This is a genomic window from Rhizomicrobium palustre (assembly GCF_011761565.1).
GTDB classification, from domain to species: domain Bacteria; phylum Pseudomonadota; class Alphaproteobacteria; order Micropepsales; family Micropepsaceae; genus Rhizomicrobium; species Rhizomicrobium palustre.
In genome coordinates this window covers 1623285-1645802 of record NZ_JAASRM010000001.1, presented here as the reverse complement: position 1 = coordinate 1645802, position 22518 = coordinate 1623285, and the positions used below count along the sequence as shown (strand labels likewise).

The window sequence follows — 22518 nt, the reverse complement described above, 5'->3', positions numbered from 1 at the left end:
AAGAAGCGCCCGGTCATCACGCCGGGCGCTTTGCTTTTGGGGTTACCGCGCGGCGTGAACCCCGCTAGGCTCCCTTGCGACCAAACAGCACGGGGCCAGCCAGATGATCGATATCACCACTGCCGACGGAACTTTCTCCGCCTATCTCGCCACCCCGCCAAGCGGCAAGGGCCCGGCCATTGTGCTCTTGCAGGAAATTTTCGGCGTGAACGCAGTGATGCGCGAGCTGGCCGATTTCTACGCCGCCCAAGGGTTCTTCGCCCTGGTGCCGGATCTTTTCTGGCGGCTTCAACCCGGTATCGAGCTCACCGATAAGACTCAGGAAGAATGGCAGGCCGCCTTTGGCTATATGCAGCGCTTCGATACCAGCCTTGGCATTCAGGATGTGCAAGCCACCATCACCCATGCGCGAACGCTTCCCGGTGTGACGGGCAAGGTCGGCGCGGTCGGCTATTGCCTGGGCGGGTTCCTCGCCTATCTCACCGCGGTACGCACCGATGTGAATGCCTCGGTTGGCTATTACGGCATGAATATCGACAAATTCCTCGGCGAAGCTGCGAACCTCAAAAAACCGCTGATGCTGCATGACGCGGGCAAAGACGAATTCAACCCGCCCGAAAAGCAGAAACTGGTCGCTGATTTCTTTGCCGATAATCCGCTCGTGACCATTCACCGCTATCCCGAGATGGGTCACGCCTTCGCAAGGCCGGGCGGCGCGCATTACGATGACGCCAACGCGATCCTCGCCAACGGCCGGACCATCACCTTTTTCAAACAGCATTTGGGATGAACATCATGAAAGCCATCCGTTTCCATGAGACCGGCGGGCCTGAGGTTCTCACCCTCGAAGAGGTAGAGCTTGCCCCACCAGGTCCCGGTGAAGTCACGGTGCGGCTGGCCGCGATCGGGGTGAATTTCATCGAGACCTATCAGCGCTCCGGCCTTTACAAACTGCCGCTGCCTTCGGGGCTCGGCGGTGAAGGCGCAGGCACGGTGGAAGCGGTGGGCAATGGCGTGACCGATTTTCAGATCGGCGACCGGGTGGCCTATTGCACCGCCTCCCCCGGCTCTTATGCCGAAGCGCAAAATGTGCTCGCCACCAAACTGATCCACCTGCCCGATGAAATCGGTTTTGAGACCGCTGCCGCCGCGATGCTGAAAGGCCTCACCGCGCAGTACCTTCTGAAACAGACTTATGTGGTGAAAAAGGGCGAGACCATTCTGTTTCATTCCGCCGCCGGCGGCGTTGGCCTCATCGCCAGCCAATGGGCCAAGCATCTTGGCGCTCGGGTGATCGGCACAGTCGGCTCGGATTCCAAAATCGCGCTCGCCCAGGAAAACGGCTGCGATCTCGTCTTGAATCTCAATCAGGATGATTGGGTCGCCAAGGTGAAGGAAGCCAATGGCGGCAAAGGTCTCGCCGTCGTTTATGACTCAGTCGGCAAGGATACCTTCGCAGGCTCGCTCGATTGTCTGGCGCCGCGCGGGCTGATGGTCAGCTTCGGCAATTCCAGCGGCGCGGTAGACCCCTTTTCGCCGACGCTCTTAAGCCAGAAAGGCTCGCTCTATCTCACCCGCCCGACGCTGTTTCACTACGCGTCCACGCCGCAAGAGCTACAGGCCATGGCCGATGATCTTTTCGCGGTGCTGGCGACCGGCGCGGTGAAAATCGCGGTCAACCAGCGCTTTGAATTAAAGGATGCCCGTGCCGCACACCAAGCCCTGCAATCGCGCCAAACCACCGGCGCGACGGTACTGATACCTTAGTCTACCACTTCGGCGTTTGGGCGAGTTCCACCAGCACTTCGGGCGGCACTTTGTGACCCGCGCCAAGATGATCTTTCATGTGGTGCAGCATTTCGGCTCTGAGCGGCGTCGAATAGATCGCCCGGTTGTTCAGCTTGCAGGCGCAACATTCGAGCGTCGAACCGTCTTCGGTAATGAACACATCGCTCGTCGGACCAAAACGGCAAATCGCCATAATACCCCTCCCGCTAGGTCTCATTCTGAGGGGGCGCATGCTGCCTTACGGATGTAGACAAAAGTTTAACCGCGACCTGAAAATCAAAACAAAAGGGCGACAAAATTGCCGCCCTTTTTCTAGTTGCACGTACTCCGAAATGAGCGGCTGGCGCTAGCTTTGCTGACGCCGGAATGCGTCTGGAAATGCGGTGGTTTCGAGCCAGCTATGCGCGTCCGGCACAAGCTCCGGCATATATTGGCCAAGCAGGGCAAAGAAACTGTCCGCCGACACATTTGGCGCGGCGGTTAACGCATGCACAAAGCCATCATAGGCCGAAGGCGGGGCCTTGCGCCGCAGATAGTCCCAAAACAGCAGCGCCCGGTCATTAAGCACGAAGACGTCCTTATACGCGCTGATGTCATCGGCGGTGAGCGCCAGTATGGCTTTTTCCGGCGGCATGGTTTCGCCGCGATATTTTCCCGTCGCGCGCCGCTCGAGATAGGCTTTTTCGACGTGATCGAGTTGAGCGTTATACCAGCCCTCGCCCAACAGGCTCCCGAGGGCCGGAAGGTGGAAATAACTCGGGAAGCCTTCGATCTGGAATGCATAAAGCGCGTCGGTCTTGGCCGTCGGGGTTTGCACAAAAGCGTGCACCAGTTCATGGGCGAGTGTTTCGATCTCGTCGCCATCATCCTTGATGCCCCGCCAGCGCTCTTCGGCCAGCCCAATCATATTGGCGCCCGCGATATCGCCATAAGGCGGCTCTTCCACCAAATGGATGACGCGCTCTCCGGCGGCGCGCCGGTAATGACTGCGGTAATAGGCGACGAGCTTTCCTGCCTGGGTGATCACACGATCGGCCGCGGCTAAAGAGGCCACATCGCCCAAGGCATATGTCTTCACTTCCCCGCCATCCTGGAGCCGAAAGAGACGAAGGGTCAGTTGGGCATCGAAGGGACCAACCGCCTTGGCTTGCCAGGTCGCTGTCGCTTCCCCGTTCTTCACCGCGCGCGTCACCTCCTCGCCCACAAACACCGCCCGCAATCGCTCCGGCGCGGTGATGCGCAGATTTTCGAAATCCACAGGCGAAAAGCTCGAGCGGTCTGGCGCGAAAATCGGGAACCACAACGAATAGCCGTAAGAGCGCAAATAAAGTCCGTCCTTATCACCCCGCATATAATCGGACGGGCTGCGCGCGGTAGAGGGCGAGAAGCGGCCGGAATAGACCACCTCCAACTCGTCCTTCGCCGAAAGTCCCGCAACCTTGGCTTCGACCCGATTGGCCTTGGTGTCATAGCTGAAGTCATAGGCGACGGGGCCTTGATGGAACGCCAATTTGCGCCCGTTCAGGCGCAGCGACGACACCTTCAATTCATCATGCAGATAGAAGGTCAGCGTTTTTGCTTGCGGTTCGGGCTTTAAAGCCACGCGCGCCGTCGCCTTCACAGCACCTGAGCCAGGATCGAAACGCAGAGCGATATTGTAGCTCTTCGCTTCATTGGCCCAGGCCGCCGAACCCAGCAGCAGGGCCGATAGCCCCAACATGACGAGACCGCGCATCTTATTCTCCTTCCGGGAGAAAAGATAAGCGCGGTCCGCTATTTCGCAGCTAATGCGATATTCACATCGCAGCTACGTCAGGTGTTCATGCTGTCGAAGAAGTCGCCGTTGTTCTTGGACTGGCGCAGCTTCTCGGAGAGGAACTCAATCGCATCGACCGTGCCCATCGGCGCGAGAATGCGGCGCAGGACATAGGTCTTGGACAGCGTGCCCTTGTCGAGCAGAAGCTCGTCCTTGCGGGTGCCTGAACGCAGAATGTCGATGGCCGGGAAGACGCGCTTATCGGCGACCTTGCGATCAAGAATGATTTCCGAGTTACCGGTGCCCTTGAATTCTTCGAAGATCACTTCGTCCATGCGGCTGCCGGTATCGATCAGCGCGGTGGCGATGATGGTGAGCGAGCCACCCTCTTCGATGTTACGCGCCGCGCCGAAGAAGCGCTTGGGGCGCTGCAAGGCGTTGGCGTCGACACCACCGGTCAAGACCTTGCCCGAGGACGGAACCACGGTGTTGTAGGCGCGGCCGAGGCGGGTGATGGAGTCCAGAAGGATCACCACATCGCGCTTGTGTTCGACCAGGCGCTTGGCTTTCTCGATCACCATTTCGGCGACCTGCACGTGACGCGTCGCCGGTTCGTCGAAGGTGGAGGAGATGACCTCGCCCTTCACCGTGCGCTGCATATCGGTCACTTCTTCCGGGCGTTCATCGATCAGAAGCACGATCAGATAAACTTCCGGGTGATTGGCGCTCAGCGCCTTGGCGATGTTCTGCAGGATCACCGTCTTGCCGGTACGCGGCGGGGCGGTGATGAGGGCGCGCTGGCCCATGCCCTGCGGCGCCACGATGTCGATGACGCGGCCGGTGCGATCCTTCAGCGTCGGGTCCTCGATTTCCATCTTCAAGGGGCGCGTCGGATAGAGCGGCGTCAGGTTATCGAAATGGACCTTGTGCTTGATCTTCTCGGGGTCTTCGAAATTGATGGTCGAGACCTTGAGAAGCGCGAAATAGCGTTCGCCGTCTTTCGGGGAGCGGATCGGGCCTTCCACCGTGTCGCCGGTGCGAAGACCGAAGCGGCGGATCTGCGAGGGCGAGACGTAAATATCGTCGGGGCCCGCGAGGTAGTTGGATTCCGGCGAGCGCAGGAAGCCGAAACCGTCTTGCAGGACTTCAAGCACGCCCGCGCCCATGATCTCGACATTGCGTTCGGCGAGTTCCTTCAGGATCGCGAACATCATGTCCTGCTTGCGCATGGACGAGGCATTCTCGATCTCCAGCTCCTCAGCGAAGGCAAGCAGATCGGTGGGGGTTTTGGTCTTGAGATCCTGCAGCTTCTGGGTCTGCAGGCCGTTTTGCACTGTCATGGGATTTTACCTGAGCGGTCTTGAATGTCTGGCCGGACTGATTTGGAAGGAATTCCCGCATGGAGACGGGAGATATTTTGGAAGGGTAACCCCTGGGGCTTTGGCGCCACGACAGCCCGCGGCAAACGCGGCCATCTGTTCAGGGGTTCAATGGGGAACTTCCCTAGTTATACCCTGGTTCCAGCGCAAAGCAAACAGGGCGCACGTCAAAATCCTTAAACCGCAGCAATCCCCATGACACTTTCAAAGCGCCCAATTCACCTTCAAAGTGAATGTGACGGGGTTATCACGCAGCCGGAAAGCCACAGCGGCACCACTCAGCCCCACAGCGCTTCTTCGGCTTAGTGCCTGCCAAGGCGTCCCGCACCAGACCTGCCAACCCGCCGATAAAGGCTGGATCGGCGCTGACCGTCGGCACCCTGAGATAATCGGCGACCCCGCTCTCGGCGGCGAGCTTGGCATATTCGATGTCCAGCTCGACCAGGGTTTCGGAATGCTCCGAGACAAAGGCCACCGGCACCACAATCACGCCCTTGCCCTCGGCGCCGGCGCGGCGAATTTCCGCATCGGTGGAAGGTCCGATCCATTCCAAAGGCCCGACCCGGCTTTGATAACAGATCGTGTAATCCACCTTGCCGAGTTCGCCGATCAGGGCGGCGGCGGTCTGTTCCACCTGCCATTGATAGGGATCGCCCGACTTCACCACCTTCTTGGGTAAGCCATGGGCCGATAACAGCAGGCGATAGGAAATCTCGGGTTTGGCGAGCGCCAGCGTCTTGCGCACGCGATCCGCGAGGCCGGAAATGAATCCCGGCTCATCAGGGTAGCAGCACACTTCACTAATCGGCGCGGTGATCCCCGCCGCCTTGGCCGCTCTTTTCCACTCCAGCAGAGAAGACTGTGAAGTGGTTGTGGAAAACTGCGGATAGAGCGGCAGCGCGATGATGTGATCCGGCGCAAAGGCGGCCACCTTTTTGGCTGCCTCGTCACTGAACGGCTTCCAGTGGCGCATGGCGATGAAGACGCGGGTGTCGTGTTCGCAGAGCGCCGCCTCCAAGGCTTTTGCCTGGACTTCGGTCTCTGGCACGATGGGCGAACGCCCGCCGATCTTGGCATAGATTTCCCGCGCCACCGGCCCGCGCCGCGTGGCGATGAACTTGGCGAGCGGAATGCGGATGAATCCCGGCGCCGAGATCACCAAAGGATCGCTGAACAGATTGGTGAGGAACGGCACCACCGCCTCGGGGCTATCCGGGCCACCGAGATTGAACAGAACAACAGCGAGTTTCATGCCCCGCCCCGCACCAGTTTCACCAATTCATGCACATGCTCGATCGGGGTTGGGGGCAAAATGCCGTGACCCAGATTGAAGATGAAGGGCTTGCCTTTGGTCGCGGCCAAGATCGCCTCAACCCGGCTCTTCAGCGCCTCACCACCGGCGATCAGCGCCAAGGGATCGAGATTGCCTTGAATGGTCTTACCGAAATTTACGCCCAGATGCTCCACAGCCCAAGAGGCAGATGTGGACGGCGCGATGGAGATGCCATCCACACCACTCACGCCCGCATAATGCTGCAAGCCATCCATGTTGGCCGCGCGTGGAAATCCGATGATCTTCACATCCGGCTTTGCGGCGCGCACTTTCTCCACCACTTGCGCGGCAGGTTTGGCGACATATTCCGCGAACAGATCAAACGGCAGGCCTTCCGCCCAGCTATCAAAAAGCTGCACCACTTGTGCGCCAGCTTCGATCTGCCAGATCAGATGCTGCGATACACAATCCACTAACAAGCCGATCAGCGCTGAGAAACTTTCCGGATCACGATAAGCCCACAAACGCGCGGCTTTCTGCTCATCATTGCCGCCCCCCGCCATATAGACCGCAAGTGTCCAAGGCGCGCCTGCGAAACCGATCAGCGCCTTCTCAGGAGCGAGGCTGTCGCGCGTCAGGGCGAGCGCTTCATAGACCGGCGCGAGCCTGGGCATCCATTGGGCAGGATCACGCTCCAGCGCCTCGACAGCCTCTCTCGAAGGCGTCAGGGCGGGGAGCTTCGGTCCTTCATCGAAGGTCACCGGATGTCCAAGCGCGATCGGAACCGTCAAAATGTCCGAAAAGATGATCGCCGCGTCGAAGTCGAACCGGCGAATGGGTTGCAGCGTTACTTCCGAAGCCAGCTCCGGATTTCCGCACAGCTTCAAAAACGATCCAGCCTTAGCGCGCGTCTCCCGGTATTCGGGCAAATAGCGGCCGGCCTGGCGCATCAGCCAAAGCGGGGGCGCCTTCTCCAGCGATTTTCCGTTCAGCACATCGAGGAACAAACAGGACAAAATCATAACTCCTAAGATTCTTAAGGATTCTGGAGATGATGATTGGGGTGTGAGTTGTGGAAGACTTAGGGGATGACCCTTATAGCTCAAAAAGACTCTACGCCAAACCAAGGGGTTATGCGTAAATTTTGGAATTCTTGCAAAGCCCCCTCCGTGGATGGAGCGGTGACTTTCGTCCCCTTTGAGCGCACAGTTCCCACAACGAACCACTTATGCCCATGGATCAGGGATAAAAGTGGATAGAAGGGGAGTGAAACTGTGAATGGACCTTTCCATGTCCACCTCCTGTCCGATGCCACAGGCGAAACACTGCATTCTGTCGCCAAAGCAACGCTCGCGCAGTTCGACAGTGTCGCCGTGCAGGAGCACGCCTATACGCTGGTGAGAAGCGAAAGGCAGTTGCAGCGGGCGCTGGAGCGCATTCGCGAAAATCCTGGCGTGGTGCTCTTCACCGTTGTGAATCAGCCTTTGCGTGATGAGCTCGTCGCGCAGCTCAGCCTGATGGGCATGCCCAATTACGATGTCATGGAAGGGCCTGTGAGTCTCTTGCAGCGCTTCTTCGATGTGCCCAAATCCTATAAAACCGGCGGCCAGCACGAGGTTGATCAGAAATACCTCCAGCGCATGGAGGCGCTGAACTACACCATCGAACATGACGATGGCTCCAATCTCAGCCTGGAAGAGGCCGAGGTGATTCTGGTCGGGGCGAGCCGCACCTCCAAAACGCCGACTTGTGTCTATCTCGCCATCCGTGGTGTGCGCGCCGCCAATGTGCCGCTGGTTTTGGGTCTGGAACCGCCGCCGGAACTTCTCACCTTCTCCAAGCCTTTGATCGTAGGGTTGTGGGCAGCGCCTGAGAAGCTGGTGCTGATCCGGCGCAATCGCCTGGTCACCATGGGGGTGGAGGAGGACACCGATTATGTCAGCCTCGAAAAAGTGCGTCAGGAGGTGATGACCACCCGCCGTCTTTACGACCGCGAAGGCTGGCCCTCGATTGATGTGACCCGGCGCTCTGTGGAAGAAACTGCCGCCCAGATCCTCAACCTTTTGGCTGATCGTCGCCGCGGAGAACATTGATGCTCATTCTCGCCTCGGCCAGCGCCATCCGCGCCAAGCTTTTGCGTGAAGCCGGTGTCGCCTTTGGCGTGCGCCCGCCCAGCCTGGATGAGAGCGCGGTGAAATCCACATTGCATGCACAAGGCGTGGCACTGGAGGATTTCGCCGGGGCGCTCGCCGAAGCCAAGGCTTTGGACGTTTCGGGGGCCGTGCCCGGCGCGCTGGTGCTTGGCTGCGATCAGACTCTTCTCTGTGACGACCGGCTCTTCGATAAGCCGCGCGATCTGGCCGAAGCGCGCGAGAACCTCCTCTTTCTGCGCGGCAAAACCCATCAGCTCATCTGCGGTGCGGTGCTGGCGCAAAACGGCAGGCCGGTCTGGCATCATGTCACCCGCGCCACGCTTCACGTCCGCGATTTCAGCGAGGCCTTTCTTGAGGCCTATCTCAAATCCGAAGGCAGTGAGATTTTGTCCTCAGTCGGCTGCTACCGGCTGGAAGGGCGTGGCTCGCAGCTTTTTGATGCTGTGGATGGGGACTTTTTCACCGTTCTGGGTCTGCCTTTGATCGCGCTTCTTTCCGCTTTGCGCGAAAGAGCTATTGTGCCGGCATGACGTTGTCCGGTTCCGCAAAACTCGCCGGGGTGATCGGCTGGCCGATCTCCCAATCCCTCTCGCCGCGCCTGCATGGCTTCTGGCTGGCCGAACATGGCATCGACGGCGCCTATCTGCCGCTCGCCATCCGGCCTGAGGATTTTTCGACGAGTCTGGATGGCCTCTTCCGGGCAGGCTTCACCGGCTTCAACGTCACCGTTCCTCATAAGGAGGCCGCCTTCGCTCTGGCCGCCCGGCATGACAAGGCCGCCCGCCTGATTGGGGCTGTGAATCTATTGTTGATGAAAGACGGCGTGCTCGAGGGGCGCAATACCGACGCCTATGGCCTTGCCGCCACCCTCACCCAGGAGCTGGGCCCGGATTTCTTAAAGGGCAAGACGGCGGCAATCTGGGGCGCGGGCGGCACCACACGGGCGGCGATCACAGCCTTGGCCGGGCTGGGGGTGGCCGAAATCCGCCTTTTCAACCGCACGCCGGAGAAAGCAACCGCTCTGGCACGCGCGTTTTCCGGCAAAATCGCGCCCAAACTGACCGCCGCGGGCTATGACGCCTGGTCCGGCAAGGACGTCAGCCTGATCGTCCACACCACCAGCGCCGGGATGAAAGAGACCCCCTCCCTCGATCTGCCGCTGGGCGATTTGGCTGAGGGCGCAGCGGTGTTCGATGCCGTCTATAACCCCTTGGAAACCGGGCTCTTGCGCCGGGCACGCACAGAGGGGCTGAAGCCGGTGGATGGATTGTGGATGCTGCTGCACCAGGCCGTCCCCTCCTTCGAGGCCTTTTTCGGGGCCACTCCAAAGGTCACCCCAGCCTTGCGCGCCCACCTCTTGAAAGCCCTCACCAATGGCTGAAAAGCCCTTTCCTTTCAGGCCATTACTAATTGGCCTCACGGGCTCTATAGGCATGGGCAAAAGCGAGACGGCGAAAATGTTCGCCGCCCTCGGCATCCCGGTTTATGACTCCGATGCCGCCGTCCACAGCCTCTATGCAGCTTGTGGAGCGGCTGTGGAGCCAATCGGGAAAGCCTTTCCGGGAGTGGTGACAGAGGGGCGGGTCGACCGCGCCGCCTTGAGCGCCGCCTTGGCGAAAGACCCCGAAGGCTTTGCCCGGCTGGAAAAGATCGTCCACCCGCTGGTGGCTGAAAAGCAGCGCCAATTCGTGGCGGAGGCTGTCGCTGCCAAGGCCGAGATGGTGGTGCTGGATATCCCGCTTCTGTTCGAAACCGGCGGCGACCGCCGTGTGGATAAGGTGGTAGTCGTTTCGGCTCCCGCCGAGCAGCAGCGCGCAAGGGCCCTTGCCCGCCCCGGCATGACCAAGGAAAAATTCGCGCAAATCCTCGCCCGCCAGATGCCGGATGCGGAAAAGCGCTTGCTCGCCGATTATGTTGTGGACACCGGCCAAGGCCTAGAGCATGCCCGGGGCGAGGTCCTTAAGATCGTCGCGTCATTGCGGCAGAAGTGATTATGCGCGAGATCGTTCTCGATACCGAAACCACCGGCTTTGAGCCTTCCGACGGTCATCGCATCGTCGAAATCGGCTGTGTGGAGCTGATCGACCATTTTCCGAGCGGTAAGACCTTTCACTGCTATCTCAACCCCGAGCGCGATATGCCCGCGGAAGCTGAGAAGGTGCATGGGCTTTCCATCTCCTTCCTCGCTGATAAGCCGCTTTTTGCCGATGTCGCCGAGGAGTTCCTCGAATTTATCGGGGATGCGCCGCTGGTCATCCATAACGCCGCCTTCGATATGAAATTCTTGAATGCGGAGCTGGCGCGGCTGGATCTGGCGAGCTTGCCCAATGAGCGGGCGATCGACACCATTCCCATGGCCAAGCTCAAATTTCCCGGCGCGCGTTATTCGCTGGATGAGCTTTGCAAGCGTTTCAACATCGATTTGACGGTGCGCTCCAAGCATGGCGCCCTTCTCGATGCCGAGCTTCTGGCCCAGGTCTATCTGGAACTGATCGGCGGGCGGCAGAAGAAGTTTCTGCTGGCGACGGCAGACGCCTTTGCTGAGGAAGGCGGCGAACACCGCCCGGCCCGGCAGCGCCCAGAACCCCTGCCCTCGCTGGTAACCGCGGCAGAGTTGGAAGCGCATGCCAAATTCGTCGCCAAGGAACTTGGCGAGGCCGCGATCTGGCTGAAACTAGAAACGCCGGCGGAATCCGCCGGCGTCTCGAAAGCTGGGTAAAGGCTCTCTAGTTCAACCCTCCCCCTTGAGGGAGGGTTGGGGTACCAGATTACGCCTGCGCGACCGGGGCCTGCTGCATCTGCGCCAGCTTGGAGCGATAGAGCGCGGCGAAATCGATCGGCTCGATCATCAAGGGCGGCATGCCGCCGTCGCGCACCACATCGGCAACGATGCGGCGGGCAAACGGGAAGAGCACGTGCGGGGCTTCGATCAGAAGCACCTGCTGGCGTACTTCATCGGGGATGTTGTGCAACTGGAACAGGCCGCCATAGACCAGCTCGAGCAGGAACAGGGCGCGCTCTTCATTCTTGGCGCTGACGCGCAGCTTCAGCTCGACTTCGAAAACTTCCGTATCGACCTGGCGGGCCTGGAGATCGACATTCAGCTCGATCTGCGGGCGGGCATTCTGACCGGCGAAGATGCCGGGGTTTTCGAAGGACAGGTCCTTGATGAACTGGCCGATAACCTGGACGCGCGGGGCATCCGTGTCCAAACCGTTCGCTGCGCTATCCGGGGGGAGTTCGTCGGCCATGGTTAAACCTTTGGAAGGATTATTTACGGGGCGGCGCTAGCACGGAACGGGCTTGGCTGACAAGCAAAAGCCCGCCTTTGGCGCAGTTTCGCCATTTTGACGCCCTATATGCTAGAGCCCTATACTCCGGAGGCGTTAGGTTAGCGAGGAACCCGCGCGCCACCATGCCGCGGAAGAGAAAATGGCCGATTCCCAGTTGCTCACCATCGTTATCATCGCCGCGGTCGCCGGCATCATCCTGTTCCGCCTTTACACCGTTCTGGGGCGGCGGACGGGTAATGAGCGCCCCCCTGGCGAAGGCTGGCGCTTTGGCGGCATGCAGCCCAAGGCGGCGGAAAACACCAACGCTCCTGCTCAGCTCAATCTTCCGGGGGCGGATCGCCCCTCCGATCCGGTGGCGTCGGGCCTCTTCGATATCGGTCTCGCCGATCGCAGTTTCGAGAAAGAGAATTTCCTCAAGGGCGCCAAATCCGCCTACGAGATGATCCTGATGGCCTTCGCCTCGGGCGATAAGGCGAGTCTGAAGCCGCTCTTAAGCGACGAAGTCTTTCAGGCTTTCGAAGGCGCCATCTCGGCGCGCGAGGCAGCCGGGCAAAAAGCCAATCTCACCCTGGTCGGCTTCTCTGATGTGAAGATCATCGCCGCCAGCCTGAAGAACAATATCGCCGAAATCACCGTCGCCTTCGGGGCGCGCCTGTTGAGCTTCACCACTGACCGCGACGGCACTGTGGTGGAAGGCGATGCCAAAGAGGTGAAAGAGGTCACAGACGTGTGGAGCTTCACCCGCGATGTGCGCCTGGCCGATCCCAATTGGGTGCTGGTGGCGACCTCGAGCGAGCCGGTCTGATCCGCCGTGCGGCGGAAATCTCTTTTAGCCCTTGGTGCTGTGGCTCTGCTGGCGGCGGCTGGCGCAGGTCTGTGGTGGTGGCTGAATCCTGCGCCCGGGCCGTTGAAGCTGAAGCCCGTTACCTTCGCAGAGCTTCCCGGCTGGGCGGCCGGGCATCCCGCCGATGCGCTAACGGCCTTTCAACGCTCCTGCGCGGTCTTCGCAAAGAAACAGGATAACGACGCGGTCGGCACCTATGCTGGCCGTATTGCTGATTGGCGTGAGGCCTGTGCCACTGCTTCGAACACCAAACCCGAAGCCGCGCGAAAATTTTTCGAAAGCGCCTTCGCGCCGGTGCAGATCTTGGCTGGCCGTGTCGAACAAGGCCGCTTCACCGGCTATTACGAGCCGGAGATTTTCGGCAGCCGCAGCAAACACGGCGACTACCAAACCCCTGTCTACGGCACACCCAAAGGCCTTGTTAGTGTAGACCTTTCCTTGTTCCGCCCCTCGCTGAAAGGCGAGAAGATCGCAGGCCATGTCGAAAACGGAAAGCTCCTGCCCTTCCCTGCCCGCGCCGAAATCGTCAGCAAAGGCATTGATGCGCCGGTGCTGTTTTATGCCAGCGATAAGATCGCGTTGTTCTTTCTGCACATCCAAGGCTCAGGCCGCGTGATCTTCGATGACGGCACCCAGGCCCGTGTCGCCTATGCGGCGCAGAACGGCCAGCCTTACACCGCTATCGGCAAAACCCTGATCGCGCGCGGCGTGCCGCGTGAAGGCATGTCGCTGCAAGTGATCCGCGCCTGGCTGAAAGCCCACCCGCAAGAGGCCGATGCGGTGATGAATACCGATGCCTCTTATATTTTCTTCGAACTGCAGCCGGTGGGTGATGCCAGCCTTGGCGCCAAGGGCGCGCAAGGTGTTCCGCTCACCCCGCTCGCCAGCCTCGCCGTCGATAACCGCATTCACGGCCTTGGCACACCGCTTTATGTGGCAGGCGATTTCCCGCTCGGGCGGCTCTTCATCGCGCAGGACATCGGCGGCGCCATTCGCGGGCCTATTCGCGGCGATGTCTATTTCGGCTATGGCGTAAAAGCCGAAAACAACGCGGGCACGCAAAACCAGATGGGCCGCTATTATGCGCTTTTGCCCAAGGCGGTCGCGGCTCGGCTCGGAGCAAAACAGTGAAGCGCGTCTCCGATGAAGATCGCGCGCTGTTTCTCCTCGCGCTGTCGGGGCGAATGCCCAAACGCCCGGTCACCAAAGCGAATGTGAAGAAAGCCGCCAAGCCGGGCGACAAACCGCAAGAGCATCCGCGCGCCAAAGCACCCATTAAAAATGGCACGCGTCAGGTTTCGGAAGACGAGTTCGATCTGTTTCTGGAAGCCATCGGCAAGAGGCCGAAAAGGCAAAGCGAAAAACACGTCGAAGCCCCGGTGGTGTTGATGCCCATGCTGCCCCTCCGTCCGCGCAAGCGCGGGCCCGGCGGCATTGATGGCAATACCAAGCGGCGGCTGGAAAAAGGCGAAGTCGCGCCCACCGCCAAGCTCGATCTCCACGGCATGACGGAATCCTCCGCCCACGGATCGCTTCTGACCTTTCTCCACGCCGCGCATCGCCGCGGCGACCGGCTGGTCCTGATCGTCACCGGCAAGGGACCATTCCTCGATCCCAATGGCTATGGCGGCGTGTTGCGTCAAAACGTGCCGCGTTGGCTCGAGGAAGCGCCCATGGCGCAAATCATCGCCGACAAACGCTGGGCCCACAAACGCCACGGCGGCGACGGCGCGCTTTATGTGTATTTGAAGAAGAGATAGAGGCCTCGCCCCGCGTGGGAAAGGGAGGGATACGCACGATGCGGTGCATGCCTTCCTTTTCTGCCCCCCGCCTTCGGGGGAAGAAAAGAAGGGTGTGCGCACTCTCTATTTTTCAAAATGCGCGTTTGAAATCGCGCCGCTGCATTTGTCGATGTGCAGGGCAAATTGCCCGCCACCCTGTATCGTTGTGACGACGCCATGCGCGAAGATGGGGCTAGGGTTTTTCGAGGCTTGACGTACCTCCCAATGATCGCCCTCGTCTTTCGCCTGGATCACGGGATATTTTTTCATGTTGTGAGCAGCTCTAGCGCGCGCGATGGCGAGGAAAATCTCTTTCGCAGTGGCCTCGGACTGAACGAAGGGTTCGCGCGCAAGGCCATCCCCAGGGCACTGTGGTGGAGTTTCATCGGCGGCCAGCGCGACGGAAGGCGCTGCCCAAAGTGCCAAAATCAACGTCGCAGCGTCTCGTATCTGAAATCTCATTGCCGCCCCCAATTTATCTCGACATTCAAGATAGCTCTTCGTGAAGGAAGGTACGAATGCGGTTCCGATACTCCGCTTGAATTCACGCCCGCCGCTTCCCACCTAAAGAGTGTTCTTTGACCTATGTGAAGATCGGCATCCCATCCCACGCCTATTCGGTGCCGGACGAGCTAGCCCATAAACGCAAAGAGGGGGTCTCCCCCCTCTTTTTTCGCCAAAGGCGACAAACAAAGATCAATGGGTTGCGGTTTGGAGTTTTGGCCGCTCTAAATATAGCGACCCTTTAACCTCCCCCTCGCGGGGAGGTCGATCCGTCGTAGCGCAGCGAAGGCGGATCGGGTGGGGGGAAGCGGTGAAGGTAAGCCCCAATCGCTTACCCCCACCCGGATCGCTTCGCTCTCACCCGCAAGGGGGAGGTGAAAGACCTCACACCAGCCCGGCGTCTTCGGCCAGCGCCTTCAGCGACACTTCAGGGCGGGCGCCGAAATGGGAGATCACTTCGGCGGCGGCCAGCGCGCCGAGCTTGCCGCATTCGGTCAGGCTCTTTTTGTGGGTCAGGCCGAAGAGGAAGCCGGCGGCGAACTGGTCGCCCGCGCCCGTCGTATCCAGCACTTGGGAAACCGGCGCCGCATCGACCACATGCACCTGGCCATTGCCCGTCACGACGCAGCCTTTGGCCGAACGGGTGATGGCGGCGATCCCACCCCAGGCGATGAAGCACTGCAGCACCGCATCGAAATCCTCGACCTGGAACAGCGATTTGGCTTCTTCTTCATTGGCAAAGACGATGTCGGCGACATCGAGGAAATCCAAAAACACTTGGCGATAACGCCCGACGCAGAAGGCATCCGACAAGGTGACGGCGATCTTGGTGCCGGTCTCCTTGGCGATGGCGGCAGCCTTCAGCGCGGCCTGCCAGGAGATCTCGGAATCGGTGAGATAGCCTTCGATATAGAGCGTTTCGGCGGCGGCGATGTCTTCTGCGATCACATCATCCGGGCCAAGCTCGCGGCTGGCACCCAGATACGTGTTCATGGCGCGCTGCGCGTCCGGCGGCACCGCGATCAGGCAGCAGGCGGTGGAAGCGCCTTCAGTGGCGGGCGCGGTGGTGTAATCAGTGCCGTTCTCGGTCAAGCTCTTGGCGAAGGCTTCGCCGAGGCGGTCGGCCTTGACCTTGCCGACGAACTTGCCGCGTCCGCCGAAAGAGGCGAGCCCCGCCATGGAGTTGGCGACCGAACCGCCCGCTGCTTCGACGGTCTCGCCGAAGGCCTTGTAGAGCTGCTCGGCGCGGAATTCGTCGATCAGCATCATGGCGTTCTTGACCACCTGATGGGTCAGGACGAACTCGTCATCGACCGGTGCCAGCACGTCCACAATGGCGTTGCCGAGCCCGATCACGTCATATTTGCGCGTCATTATTCCTGTCCCAAAGTCAAAAACCCCGCCCGCATAGCGGGATAGTGGGCATTGCACAAGACTTTTGCGGATTGTTCATTCGGGGCCGGCCCCCACGATAGTGTATTGCAGCGGCGCGTTCTGTCGGGGAAAAGGTCTGATGAAATTCCGCAAGACATTGGCGGCCACCGCCCTGCTTCTCGGTCTGTCGGCCTGCTCCAGCAATCCTGGCGGGGGGACTGGTTCTTCCCTGCTCGCCTTGCCCCCGCCGCCGCCCGCGGGCGAACCCTCCGGTTTCATTGGGCTTCAGCCGCCGCAGGTGCAGGCGAGCTTCGGCAAGCCGAGTTTCACGCGCCGCGAGAATGGCTCTGAGCTTTGGCGCTATGACAATGGCGATTGCCGCGTCTTTCTGTTCTTCTATTCCGACGGCAAGGACATGAGCGTGCGCCATGTGGAGACAATCCCGCAGGGCAAGACCAGCGCCGCCGATTCCGCCTGCCTCACCGCTTTGCGCGCGAGATCAGCTTCCCCGACGTCTTGACCGGCTTTACAGGCGGCGGAACGGTTTTGTCCTCGAAACGGCAGAGGTCGCGCACCACACAGACCGGGCATTTGGGCAGTCGCGCCACGCAGGTATAGCGCCCGTGCAGGATCAGCCAGTGATGCGCGTTGAGAAGGTATTTGTCGGGCGTCACTGCCATCAGCCCGTCTTCGACCTCGCGCACATCCTTGCCCGGCGCGAGCCCGGTGCGATTGGCAACGCGGAAGATATGGGTATCCACCGCGATGGTCTTATGACCAAAGCAGACGTTGAGCACGACGTTCGCGCTCTTCCTGCCAACGCCGGGCAGCTCTTCCAGCGCCTCGCGGTTCTCGGGCACCTTGCCGCCGTGTTTGGCAATCAGAAGCTTTGAGAGCGCGATGACGTTCTTGGCCTTACCCTTATAAAGCCCGATGGTCTTGATGTGGTCTGAGAGCTTTTCCTCGCCCAGCTTGACCATCTTCTCGGGCGTATCGGCGATCTTGAAGAGCGCTTCGGTCGCCTTGTTGACGCCTTTGTCGGTGGCTTGCGCCGACAGCACCACCGCCACCAGGAGCGTGTAAGGGTTGGAGTGGTTCAACTCGGTTTCCGGGTTGGGATTGGACTTTTTCAGCGCCGCGTAAAACGCGTTCACCTCGTCCTTGGAAAAAGCCATCGTCCATCTCCCTATCACTGCCCCAAATCGTCATGGCCGGGCTTGACCCGATCATCCATCTTTGCAGCGAAAAACGCCTGGATGGCCGGCTCGGAGGCCGGCCATGACGGCAGTATGGGACTGCGTGCAGCGGTGCAAGGTCAAGCCCGGCCATGACGATAACGCCGCAAGTTTCGGGTCGAAACCTGCGTAACCCGCGATACACTCACCCCATGACTAAGATCGTTGAGAACGGCACGGATTGGAAAAGGATGGCAACCGCCATTTCTTATCTGACCGGCCATTACCAGGAGCAGCCGCGGCTGGAAGAGGCAGCCGAACACGTCGGCCTTTCGCCCTTTCATTTCCAGCGCATCTTCACCCGCTATATCGGCGTCAGCCCGAAAGCCTTTGTCGGTCATCTCACCCTCGCCCATGCCAAGGCCGAGCTTTCCAAAGGCGCCAGCGTTTTGGCTGCGGCTCTGGAGGCAGGTCTGTCTGGCCCCTCCCGCCTGCATGATCTCTGTCTCAAAGTCGAAGCGATGACGCCGGGCGATTACGCCAAAGGCGGCGCGGGTTTGGTGGTGGACTATGGCTTTGCCTTCTGCCCTTTCGGGCTCGCCATCGCGACCCTAACTGACAAAGGCCTCTGTGGTTTGGGCTTTGGCGATGATGAAGACGCGATGCTGGCCGATATGCGGGCACGCTGGCCGAAAGCGGTCTTCAGGCGCGCTGATGATAAAGCCGCCGACGTTGTGGCGAAAATCTTCGATGCCGAAAACCGCGAGATCCTGCCGCTCTATCTGATGGGCACACCGTTTCAGGTAAAGGTCTGGCAGGCGCTGCTCGCCATCCCGAGCGGAGAATTCTCCACCTATGGCGCGATCGCGGAGAGTTTGAAATCGCCCAAAGCCTGCCGGGCGGTGGGCGCTGCGGTGGGGCGCAATCCGATTTCCTGGCTGATCCCCTGCCATCGCGCGCTAGGCGCCAGCGGCGCACTCACTGGCTATCATTGGGGCGTGGAAAGAAAGCGCGCTATGCTGGCGGTCGAAGCGGCCAAGCGGGAAATGGTGGCGATTTAGTAACTTAAGAAGATTGTCATCCCGGGCGATCAGGCGCTGCGCAGCAGGGGCTGAGAGACCCGGGACCCACTTTTCCGCCCGCACGGATTTCCAAGTAGATCCCGGATCGCGCCTATGTTCCGAACGGACAGGCCTACGAAGGCGCGTCCGGGATGACAGTTTGGATTGGCGGATAACTGGGAGTGTTTCAGCTCACGCCCAAGACATCGGCCATGCTGTAAAGGCCAGGTTTTTTGCCCTGGCCCCATTGGGCGGCGGTCACCGCGCCATGGGCGAAGATGGACCGGTCCTCAGCGATATGGCCAAGCACCAGGCGTTCGCCCGAGCCCGCCAAAATCACCTGGTGATCGCCAACCACGGTGCCGCCCCGCAGCGCCGCGAAACCGATGGTGCCCGGCACGCGCGCGCCCGTATGGCCATCGCGCGACCGCACGGCATTTTCGCTAAGCGAAATCTCACGGCCTTTGGCGGCAGCTTCACCCAACAACAGCGCGGTGCCCGACGGCGCATCGACTTTCTTGTTGTGATGCATCTCCACGATCTCGACATCGAAACCGGGCAATGCTTTGGCGGCTTGCTTTACGAGGGCGGCGAGCATCGTCACCCCGCGTGAGAAATTGCCGGATTTGACGATCACCGCATGGCGCGCGGCGGCGGCGATCTTGGCGTTTTCCTCTTCGGAAAAGCCCGTCGAGCCGATCACATCGGTAATGCGCGCCTGGGCGCACAGCCCGGCGAGTTCCACCGACACTTTCGGCACAGTGAAATCGACCAAGGCTTGGGCTTTGGCGATCACTTCCAAAGGATCGTCCGTCACCGGAACATTGATCTTGCCGATCCCGGCAAGCTCGCCCGCATCCTTGCCAAGGTCGCCATGCCCTTTGGCTTCGAACGCGCCGGAGACCACACAGCCTTCGGTCTCCGAAATGATCCGCACCAAGGTGCGCCCCATGCGCCCGGAGGCGCCTGCTACCACGATGCGAATCGGATCGCTCATCTTAGGCCTGCGTATTCGTAGCGGCAGGGGCGTCTTCTTTGCGTGCCACGGTCACCATGGCGGGGCGCAGCAGCCGCTCGCCGATTTTGAAACCGGTCTGCACCACATGCACGATGGAGCCCGCAGGCTTGCCCTCGCCCGGCACTTCGGCCACGGCCTGATGCAGGTTGGGATCGAACTTGCCGTCAGAGGTATCGATGATCTTGATGCCGTGGTTTTCCAGGATCGAGAGCAACTGGCGCTCGGTCACTTCCACGCCTTCGATCACGGCTTTAACCTGTGGGTCGGCGGCTTCGCGCTTTTCCGGCGGGCAAGCGGCGAGTGCGCGGCCGAAATTGTCGGCGACGGTCAGCATATCGCGGGCAAACTTGGTCACCGCATAGGTGGAGGCATCCTGCTTTTCGCGCTCACCGCGGCGGCGAATGTTTTCGGCCTCGGCCAGCGCACGCAGGCGCTGATCCTTCAGCTCGTTATTTTCCAGCGTCAGGGCTTGCAGCAAGGCATGCATTTGCTCGTGCTCGCTGAGCTCGGCGGCGCCGTTTTCGGTCTGGGTCTCGATGGGGGCTTCCGGCGTATTTTCTTCAGACATAGCTTTCCTATCCAAGCAGGCGGCCGATCACCTTGGCCGTCTGATCGACCATGGGGATGATCCGCGCATAATTAAGCCGCGTCGGTCCCAAAACGCCGATCACCCCAACGACTTTGCCTTTGGCATTGACGTAAGGGGCCGCGACAATGGAGGAGCCCGACAGGCTGAACAAGCGGTTTTCCGAGCCGATGAAGATGCGCACGCCATCACCTTGGCGGGCCAGCTCCAAAAGCTGGATGAGTTCGTTTTTGCGTTCGATATCGTCGAACAGATTGCGAATGCGTTCGAGATCGCTTTGCGCTTCCAGGGTTTCCAGAAGGTGGCTGGCCCCGCGCACGATCAAGACCTTTTCATCATCGCTATTGCCCGGCCCGGCGAGCGTTGCAAGCCCTTCGGCGACGATCTTGGCCGTAAGGGCATCAAGCTCGGCGCGCTCGCCTTCGAGTTCGGCGAGGATGCCCGAGCGGGCGTCTTCCAATGTCCGGCCCGATAATCGCGCATTGAGATAGTTGGAGGCTTCCGCAAGCGCCGAAACCGGCAGGCCCGCGGGGGTATTAATCAGGCGGTTTTCGACCTGCCCGTCCTCAAACACAAGGATCACCAGGGCTTTTCCCGGCGAAAGGCTGACGAATTCCACATGCTTCAGGGCCGTATCCTGCTTGGCCGTGACCACCAGCCCGGCACAGCGCGACAGGCCCGAGAGCATGGTGGTGGCCTGGGTCAGAAGCTCTTCCACGCCGCGGCCAGAGCCCGCCAGCTGCTCTTCCAGGTCTGAAACCTCTGGCTGGGCGAGTTCGCCCACCTGCAACAGCCCATCCACGAACAGGCGCAAGCCCCGCTCCGTCGGCACCCGCCCGGCGCTGGTATGGGGGGCATAGAGCAGCCCCATGGTCTCCAAATCCGCCAGCACATTGCGGATCGAGGCGGGCGAAAGCCCCATCGGCAGGATCTGCGACAGGGTGCGCGAACCCACCGGCTCGCCCGACGAAAGAAACGCATCCACCAGATGGCGGAAGATTTCACGCTGGCGGTCTGCCAGAAACAGAGGATTTGTCATCGGCGAACCCATGGTTAAGTTCTTGAACGCCTTGAAGTTTGCCGTTCGGCCCAGGAGTAGTTTGCACTGACTGGGCTCAAGCCGCTAGGTAACGACCCGCAATTCAAACTTCAAGAGATAGAGCCTATGCGCAGCCGGGCCTCCGATAGCCTTCGTAACGTCACCCTCACCCCCGGCTTTGCCAAGCATGCCGAAGGCTCCTGCCTCGTCAAATGCGGCGACACCCATGTCCTGGTTACCGCCTCCTTGGAAGAAACCACCCCCTCCTTCTTGCGCGGTTCGGGCAAGGGCTGGGTCACGGCCGAATACGGCATGCTGCCCCGCTCCACCCATGATCGTATGCGCCGCGAGGCTGCTTCCGGCAAGCAATCGGGCCGCACCCAGGAAATCCAGCGTCTGATCGGGCGCTCCTTGCGCGCCGTGGTCGATCTTTCGGCGCTGGGCGAACGCCAGATCATCGTGGACTGCGACGTGCTGCAGGCCGACGGCGGCACCCGCACCGCCTCGATCACCGGCGGCTATGTCGCGCTGGCGCAATGCATCGGCTACATGAAGAAGATCGGCATGGTGACGAAACCTGTCTTGAAGGATCATGTCGCGGCTGTGTCTTGCGGCATTGTTGGCGGCACCCCTGTGCTGGATCTCGATTACGCCGAAGATTCCACCGCAGGCACCGATGCCAATTTCGTCATGACCGGTTCGGGCGGCCTTGTGGAAATTCAGGGCACCGCCGAAGGCGCGCCCTTCTCGGATGAAGAGTTCACTCAGCTCCTCGGCCTCGCCCGCAAAGGCATTGGCGAGCTGGTGGCGTTGCAGAAAGAGGCTCTGGGCGAATGAAGCTCCCCGAAGGCGCGAGCCTGGTCGTCGCCAGTCACAATGCGGGCAAAGTGCGGGAGATCCTCGCTTTGCTCGCCCCCTTTGGCATTGCGGTGAAAGGTGCAGGCGAGCTTGGCCTGCCCGAGCCGGAAGAGACCGGCCTCACCTTCGCGGAAAACGCCATCCTGAAAGCGCGGGCCTCTGCGCTTGGCGCCAAGATGTATGCGCTGGCCGATGATTCCGGCCTCGCCGTGGAAGCCTTGAACGGCGACCCTGGCATCTATTCGGCGCGCTGGGCGGGGCCGACGAAAGACTTCTCCATCGCTATGGGGAAGATCGAAAGCCTGCTCGCCGAAAAGGGTGTTGCGAAAGCGCGGGCGAAATTCGTCTGCTGCCTCGCGCTCTCCACGCCCGAGGGCGAGGTTGAAACCTTCCAAGGCGAAGTCCACGGCCATCTCGAATTTCCGCCGCGCGGAACACGAGGCTTTGGCTATGACCCGATATTCGTCGCCGATTGGATGAGTGAGACCTTCGCCGAAATCGATCCCGCGCAAAAACACGCCATCAGCCACCGCGCCAAAGCGTTTGAGCTGTTTTCCAAGGCGGTGTTGGGGTGAAAAAGGAATGAGCAACGGCCTACCCTTCCACCCTCCCCTTGAGGGAGGGTCGAAATTGGCG

General features: G+C 60.5%; 26 protein-coding genes. 14 read left to right on the top strand and 12 right to left on the bottom strand.

The features are described from left to right. Positions 1-103: 103 nt before the first annotated feature. On the top strand, positions 104-790 hold the full coding sequence (locus FHS83_RS07530; protein ID WP_167082378.1) for a dienelactone hydrolase family protein: 687 nt from the start codon (positions 104-106) through the stop codon (positions 788-790). Between the two features lie 2 nt (positions 791-792). Further along, positions 793-1767 (top strand): NADPH:quinone reductase, encoded by a 975-nt coding sequence (locus FHS83_RS07525; RefSeq protein WP_167085338.1) that lies wholly within the window; start codon positions 793-795, stop codon positions 1765-1767. A gap of 1 nt (position 1768) precedes the next feature. Here FHS83_RS07525 and FHS83_RS07520 read toward each other — a convergent pair whose 3' ends face one another. The 5 genes from FHS83_RS07520 to hemE all read right to left on the bottom strand — a co-directional run bounded on the left by FHS83_RS07520 (position 1769) and on the right by hemE (position 7218). Then, positions 1769-1981, bottom strand: coding sequence for a hypothetical protein (locus tag FHS83_RS07520; protein WP_167082377.1), 213 nt, complete (start codon positions 1979-1981; stop codon positions 1769-1771). A 153-nt stretch (positions 1982-2134) separates the two neighbouring features. Then, on the bottom strand, positions 2135-3523 hold the full coding sequence (locus FHS83_RS07515) for a M1 family metallopeptidase (protein ID WP_167082376.1): 1389 nt from the start codon (positions 3521-3523) through the stop codon (positions 2135-2137). 77 nt (positions 3524-3600) lie between these two features. Further along, a complete protein-coding gene (gene rho / locus FHS83_RS07510; RefSeq protein ID WP_167082375.1) occupies positions 3601-4884 on the bottom strand; it encodes a transcription termination factor Rho in 1284 nt (427 codons plus the stop codon). A gap of 286 nt (positions 4885-5170) precedes the next feature. Further along, a complete protein-coding gene (gene hemH, locus FHS83_RS07505; protein ID WP_167082374.1) occupies positions 5171-6175 on the bottom strand; it encodes a ferrochelatase in 1005 nt (334 codons plus the stop codon). Beyond that, positions 6172-7218 (bottom strand): uroporphyrinogen decarboxylase, encoded by a 1047-nt coding sequence (gene hemE, locus FHS83_RS07500; protein WP_167082373.1) that lies wholly within the window; start codon positions 7216-7218, stop codon positions 6172-6174. Before hemE ends, hemH begins: the two co-directional genes overlap by 4 nt. 252 nt (positions 7219-7470) lie before the next feature. Between hemE and FHS83_RS07495 the strand changes: the two genes are divergently transcribed. From FHS83_RS07495 to dnaQ, 5 genes are read left to right on the top strand one after another with little or no spacing between them, the layout of a single operon-like run. After that, positions 7471-8289 (top strand): pyruvate, phosphate dikinase/phosphoenolpyruvate synthase regulator, encoded by an 819-nt coding sequence (locus FHS83_RS07495; protein WP_167082372.1) that lies wholly within the window; start codon positions 7471-7473, stop codon positions 8287-8289. Next, positions 8289-8879, top strand: a complete 591-nt coding sequence (locus tag FHS83_RS07490; protein ID WP_167082371.1) for a Maf family protein — start codon at positions 8289-8291, stop codon at positions 8877-8879. Before FHS83_RS07495 ends, FHS83_RS07490 begins: the two co-directional genes overlap by 1 nt. Further along, entirely contained in the window at positions 8876-9730 is an 855-nt protein-coding gene (locus tag FHS83_RS07485; RefSeq protein WP_167082370.1) for a shikimate dehydrogenase, read from the top strand. Before FHS83_RS07490 ends, FHS83_RS07485 begins: the two co-directional genes overlap by 4 nt. Continuing rightward, on the top strand, positions 9723-10340 hold the full coding sequence (gene coaE, locus FHS83_RS07480) for a dephospho-CoA kinase (RefSeq protein ID WP_167082369.1): 618 nt from the start codon (positions 9723-9725) through the stop codon (positions 10338-10340). Before FHS83_RS07485 ends, coaE begins: the two co-directional genes overlap by 8 nt. Positions 10341-10342: 2 nt before the next feature. Then, entirely contained in the window at positions 10343-11068 is a 726-nt protein-coding gene (gene dnaQ / locus FHS83_RS07475; RefSeq protein WP_167082368.1) for a DNA polymerase III subunit epsilon, read from the top strand. A gap of 49 nt (positions 11069-11117) precedes the next feature. Here dnaQ and secB read toward each other — a convergent pair whose 3' ends face one another. Next, entirely contained in the window at positions 11118-11600 is a 483-nt protein-coding gene (secB, locus tag FHS83_RS07470; RefSeq protein ID WP_167082367.1) for a protein-export chaperone SecB, read from the bottom strand. 181 nt (positions 11601-11781) lie between these two features. Between secB and FHS83_RS07465 the strand changes: the two genes are divergently transcribed. From FHS83_RS07465 to FHS83_RS19770, 3 genes are read left to right on the top strand one after another with little or no spacing between them, the layout of a single operon-like run. Beyond that, positions 11782-12447, top strand: coding sequence for a Tim44/TimA family putative adaptor protein (locus FHS83_RS07465; RefSeq protein ID WP_167082366.1), 666 nt, complete (start codon positions 11782-11784; stop codon positions 12445-12447). A gap of 6 nt (positions 12448-12453) precedes the next feature. Then, complete coding sequence (mltA, locus tag FHS83_RS07460; RefSeq protein ID WP_167082365.1) at positions 12454-13617, top strand: MltA domain-containing protein; 1164 nt, start codon at positions 12454-12456, stop codon at positions 13615-13617. Next, the gene (locus FHS83_RS19770; protein WP_167082364.1) at positions 13614-14246 is read left to right on the top strand and encodes a Smr/MutS family protein; all 633 of its coding nucleotides are present in this window, start codon (positions 13614-13616) and stop codon (positions 14244-14246) included. Before mltA ends, FHS83_RS19770 begins: the two co-directional genes overlap by 4 nt. A gap of 105 nt (positions 14247-14351) precedes the next feature. Here FHS83_RS19770 and FHS83_RS07450 read toward each other — a convergent pair whose 3' ends face one another. Further along, on the bottom strand, positions 14352-14831 hold the full coding sequence (locus FHS83_RS07450; protein ID WP_167082363.1) for a hypothetical protein: 480 nt from the start codon (positions 14829-14831) through the stop codon (positions 14352-14354). A gap of 324 nt (positions 14832-15155) precedes the next feature. Further along, positions 15156-16145, bottom strand: coding sequence for an adenosine kinase (locus tag FHS83_RS07445; protein ID WP_167082362.1), 990 nt, complete (start codon positions 16143-16145; stop codon positions 15156-15158). 139 nt (positions 16146-16284) lie between these two features. Here FHS83_RS07445 and FHS83_RS07440 point away from each other — a divergent pair, with 139 nt between their 5' ends. Continuing rightward, complete coding sequence (locus FHS83_RS07440) at positions 16285-16665, top strand: hypothetical protein (protein WP_167082361.1); 381 nt, start codon at positions 16285-16287, stop codon at positions 16663-16665. Here the strand turns inward: FHS83_RS07440 and nth are convergent. Continuing rightward, positions 16625-17320, bottom strand: a complete 696-nt coding sequence (gene nth / locus FHS83_RS07435; RefSeq protein ID WP_167082360.1) for an endonuclease III — start codon at positions 17318-17320, stop codon at positions 16625-16627. The genes FHS83_RS07440 and nth overlap by 41 nt on opposite strands. Positions 17321-17532: 212 nt before the next feature. Here nth and FHS83_RS07430 point away from each other — a divergent pair, with 212 nt between their 5' ends. Next, the gene (locus FHS83_RS07430; protein WP_167082359.1) at positions 17533-18381 is read left to right on the top strand and encodes a bifunctional transcriptional activator/DNA repair enzyme AdaA; all 849 of its coding nucleotides are present in this window, start codon (positions 17533-17535) and stop codon (positions 18379-18381) included. Between the two features lie 187 nt (positions 18382-18568). On the opposite strand, the gene dapB is transcribed toward FHS83_RS07430, so the two are convergent. From dapB to hrcA, 3 genes are read right to left on the bottom strand one after another with little or no spacing between them, the layout of a single operon-like run. Then, complete coding sequence (gene dapB, locus FHS83_RS07425) at positions 18569-19378, bottom strand: 4-hydroxy-tetrahydrodipicolinate reductase (protein WP_167082358.1); 810 nt, start codon at positions 19376-19378, stop codon at positions 18569-18571. 1 nt (position 19379) lies between these two features. Further along, positions 19380-19967: a nucleotide exchange factor GrpE gene (grpE, locus tag FHS83_RS07420; protein ID WP_167082357.1), complete on the bottom strand. Its 588-nt coding sequence runs from the start codon at positions 19965-19967 to the stop codon at positions 19380-19382. A gap of 7 nt (positions 19968-19974) precedes the next feature. Beyond that, positions 19975-21024, bottom strand: a complete 1050-nt coding sequence (gene hrcA, locus FHS83_RS07415) for a heat-inducible transcriptional repressor HrcA (protein WP_208414281.1) — start codon at positions 21022-21024, stop codon at positions 19975-19977. Between the two features lie 126 nt (positions 21025-21150). Between hrcA and rph the strand changes: the two genes are divergently transcribed. Both rph and rdgB read left to right on the top strand, forming a co-directional pair. Continuing rightward, the gene (gene rph, locus FHS83_RS07410) at positions 21151-21861 is read left to right on the top strand and encodes a ribonuclease PH (protein ID WP_167082355.1); all 711 of its coding nucleotides are present in this window, start codon (positions 21151-21153) and stop codon (positions 21859-21861) included. Then, positions 21858-22457, top strand: coding sequence for an RdgB/HAM1 family non-canonical purine NTP pyrophosphatase (gene rdgB, locus FHS83_RS07405; RefSeq protein WP_167082354.1), 600 nt, complete (start codon positions 21858-21860; stop codon positions 22455-22457). Before rph ends, rdgB begins: the two co-directional genes overlap by 4 nt. Positions 22458-22518: the final 61 nt, after the last annotated feature.

Coding starts and splice junctions, on each gene's coding strand:
- FHS83_RS07530 (WP_167082378.1), top strand. CDS start 104: ATGATCGATATCACCACTGCCGACGGAACTTTCTCCGCCTATCTCGCC.
- FHS83_RS07520 (WP_167082377.1), bottom strand. CDS start 1,981: ATGGCGATTTGCCGTTTTGGTCCGACGAGCGATGTGTTCATTACCGAA.
- FHS83_RS07515 (WP_167082376.1), bottom strand. CDS start 3,523: ATGCGCGGTCTCGTCATGTTGGGGCTATCGGCCCTGCTGCTGGGTTCG.
- rho (WP_167082375.1), bottom strand. CDS start 4,884: ATGACAGTGCAAAACGGCCTGCAGACCCAGAAGCTGCAGGATCTCAAG.
- hemH (WP_167082374.1), bottom strand. CDS start 6,175: ATGAAACTCGCTGTTGTTCTGTTCAATCTCGGTGGCCCGGATAGCCCC.
- hemE (WP_167082373.1), bottom strand. CDS start 7,218: ATGATTTTGTCCTGTTTGTTCCTCGATGTGCTGAACGGAAAATCGCTG.
- FHS83_RS07490 (WP_167082371.1), top strand. CDS start 8,289: ATGCTCATTCTCGCCTCGGCCAGCGCCATCCGCGCCAAGCTTTTGCGT.
- FHS83_RS07485 (WP_167082370.1), top strand. CDS start 8,876: ATGACGTTGTCCGGTTCCGCAAAACTCGCCGGGGTGATCGGCTGGCCG.
- coaE (WP_167082369.1), top strand. CDS start 9,723: ATGGCTGAAAAGCCCTTTCCTTTCAGGCCATTACTAATTGGCCTCACG.
- dnaQ (WP_167082368.1), top strand. CDS start 10,343: ATGCGCGAGATCGTTCTCGATACCGAAACCACCGGCTTTGAGCCTTCC.
- secB (WP_167082367.1), bottom strand. CDS start 11,600: ATGGCCGACGAACTCCCCCCGGATAGCGCAGCGAACGGTTTGGACACG.
- FHS83_RS07465 (WP_167082366.1), top strand. CDS start 11,782: ATGGCCGATTCCCAGTTGCTCACCATCGTTATCATCGCCGCGGTCGCC.
- FHS83_RS07445 (WP_167082362.1), bottom strand. CDS start 16,145: ATGACGCGCAAATATGACGTGATCGGGCTCGGCAACGCCATTGTGGAC.
- FHS83_RS07440 (WP_167082361.1), top strand. CDS start 16,285: ATGAAATTCCGCAAGACATTGGCGGCCACCGCCCTGCTTCTCGGTCTG.
- nth (WP_167082360.1), bottom strand. CDS start 17,320: ATGGCTTTTTCCAAGGACGAGGTGAACGCGTTTTACGCGGCGCTGAAA.
- FHS83_RS07430 (WP_167082359.1), top strand. CDS start 17,533: ATGACTAAGATCGTTGAGAACGGCACGGATTGGAAAAGGATGGCAACC.
- dapB (WP_167082358.1), bottom strand. CDS start 19,378: ATGAGCGATCCGATTCGCATCGTGGTAGCAGGCGCCTCCGGGCGCATG.
- grpE (WP_167082357.1), bottom strand. CDS start 19,967: ATGTCTGAAGAAAATACGCCGGAAGCCCCCATCGAGACCCAGACCGAA.
- hrcA (WP_208414281.1), bottom strand. CDS start 21,024: ATGACAAATCCTCTGTTTCTGGCAGACCGCCAGCGTGAAATCTTCCGC.
- rph (WP_167082355.1), top strand. CDS start 21,151: ATGCGCAGCCGGGCCTCCGATAGCCTTCGTAACGTCACCCTCACCCCC.
- rdgB (WP_167082354.1), top strand. CDS start 21,858: ATGAAGCTCCCCGAAGGCGCGAGCCTGGTCGTCGCCAGTCACAATGCG.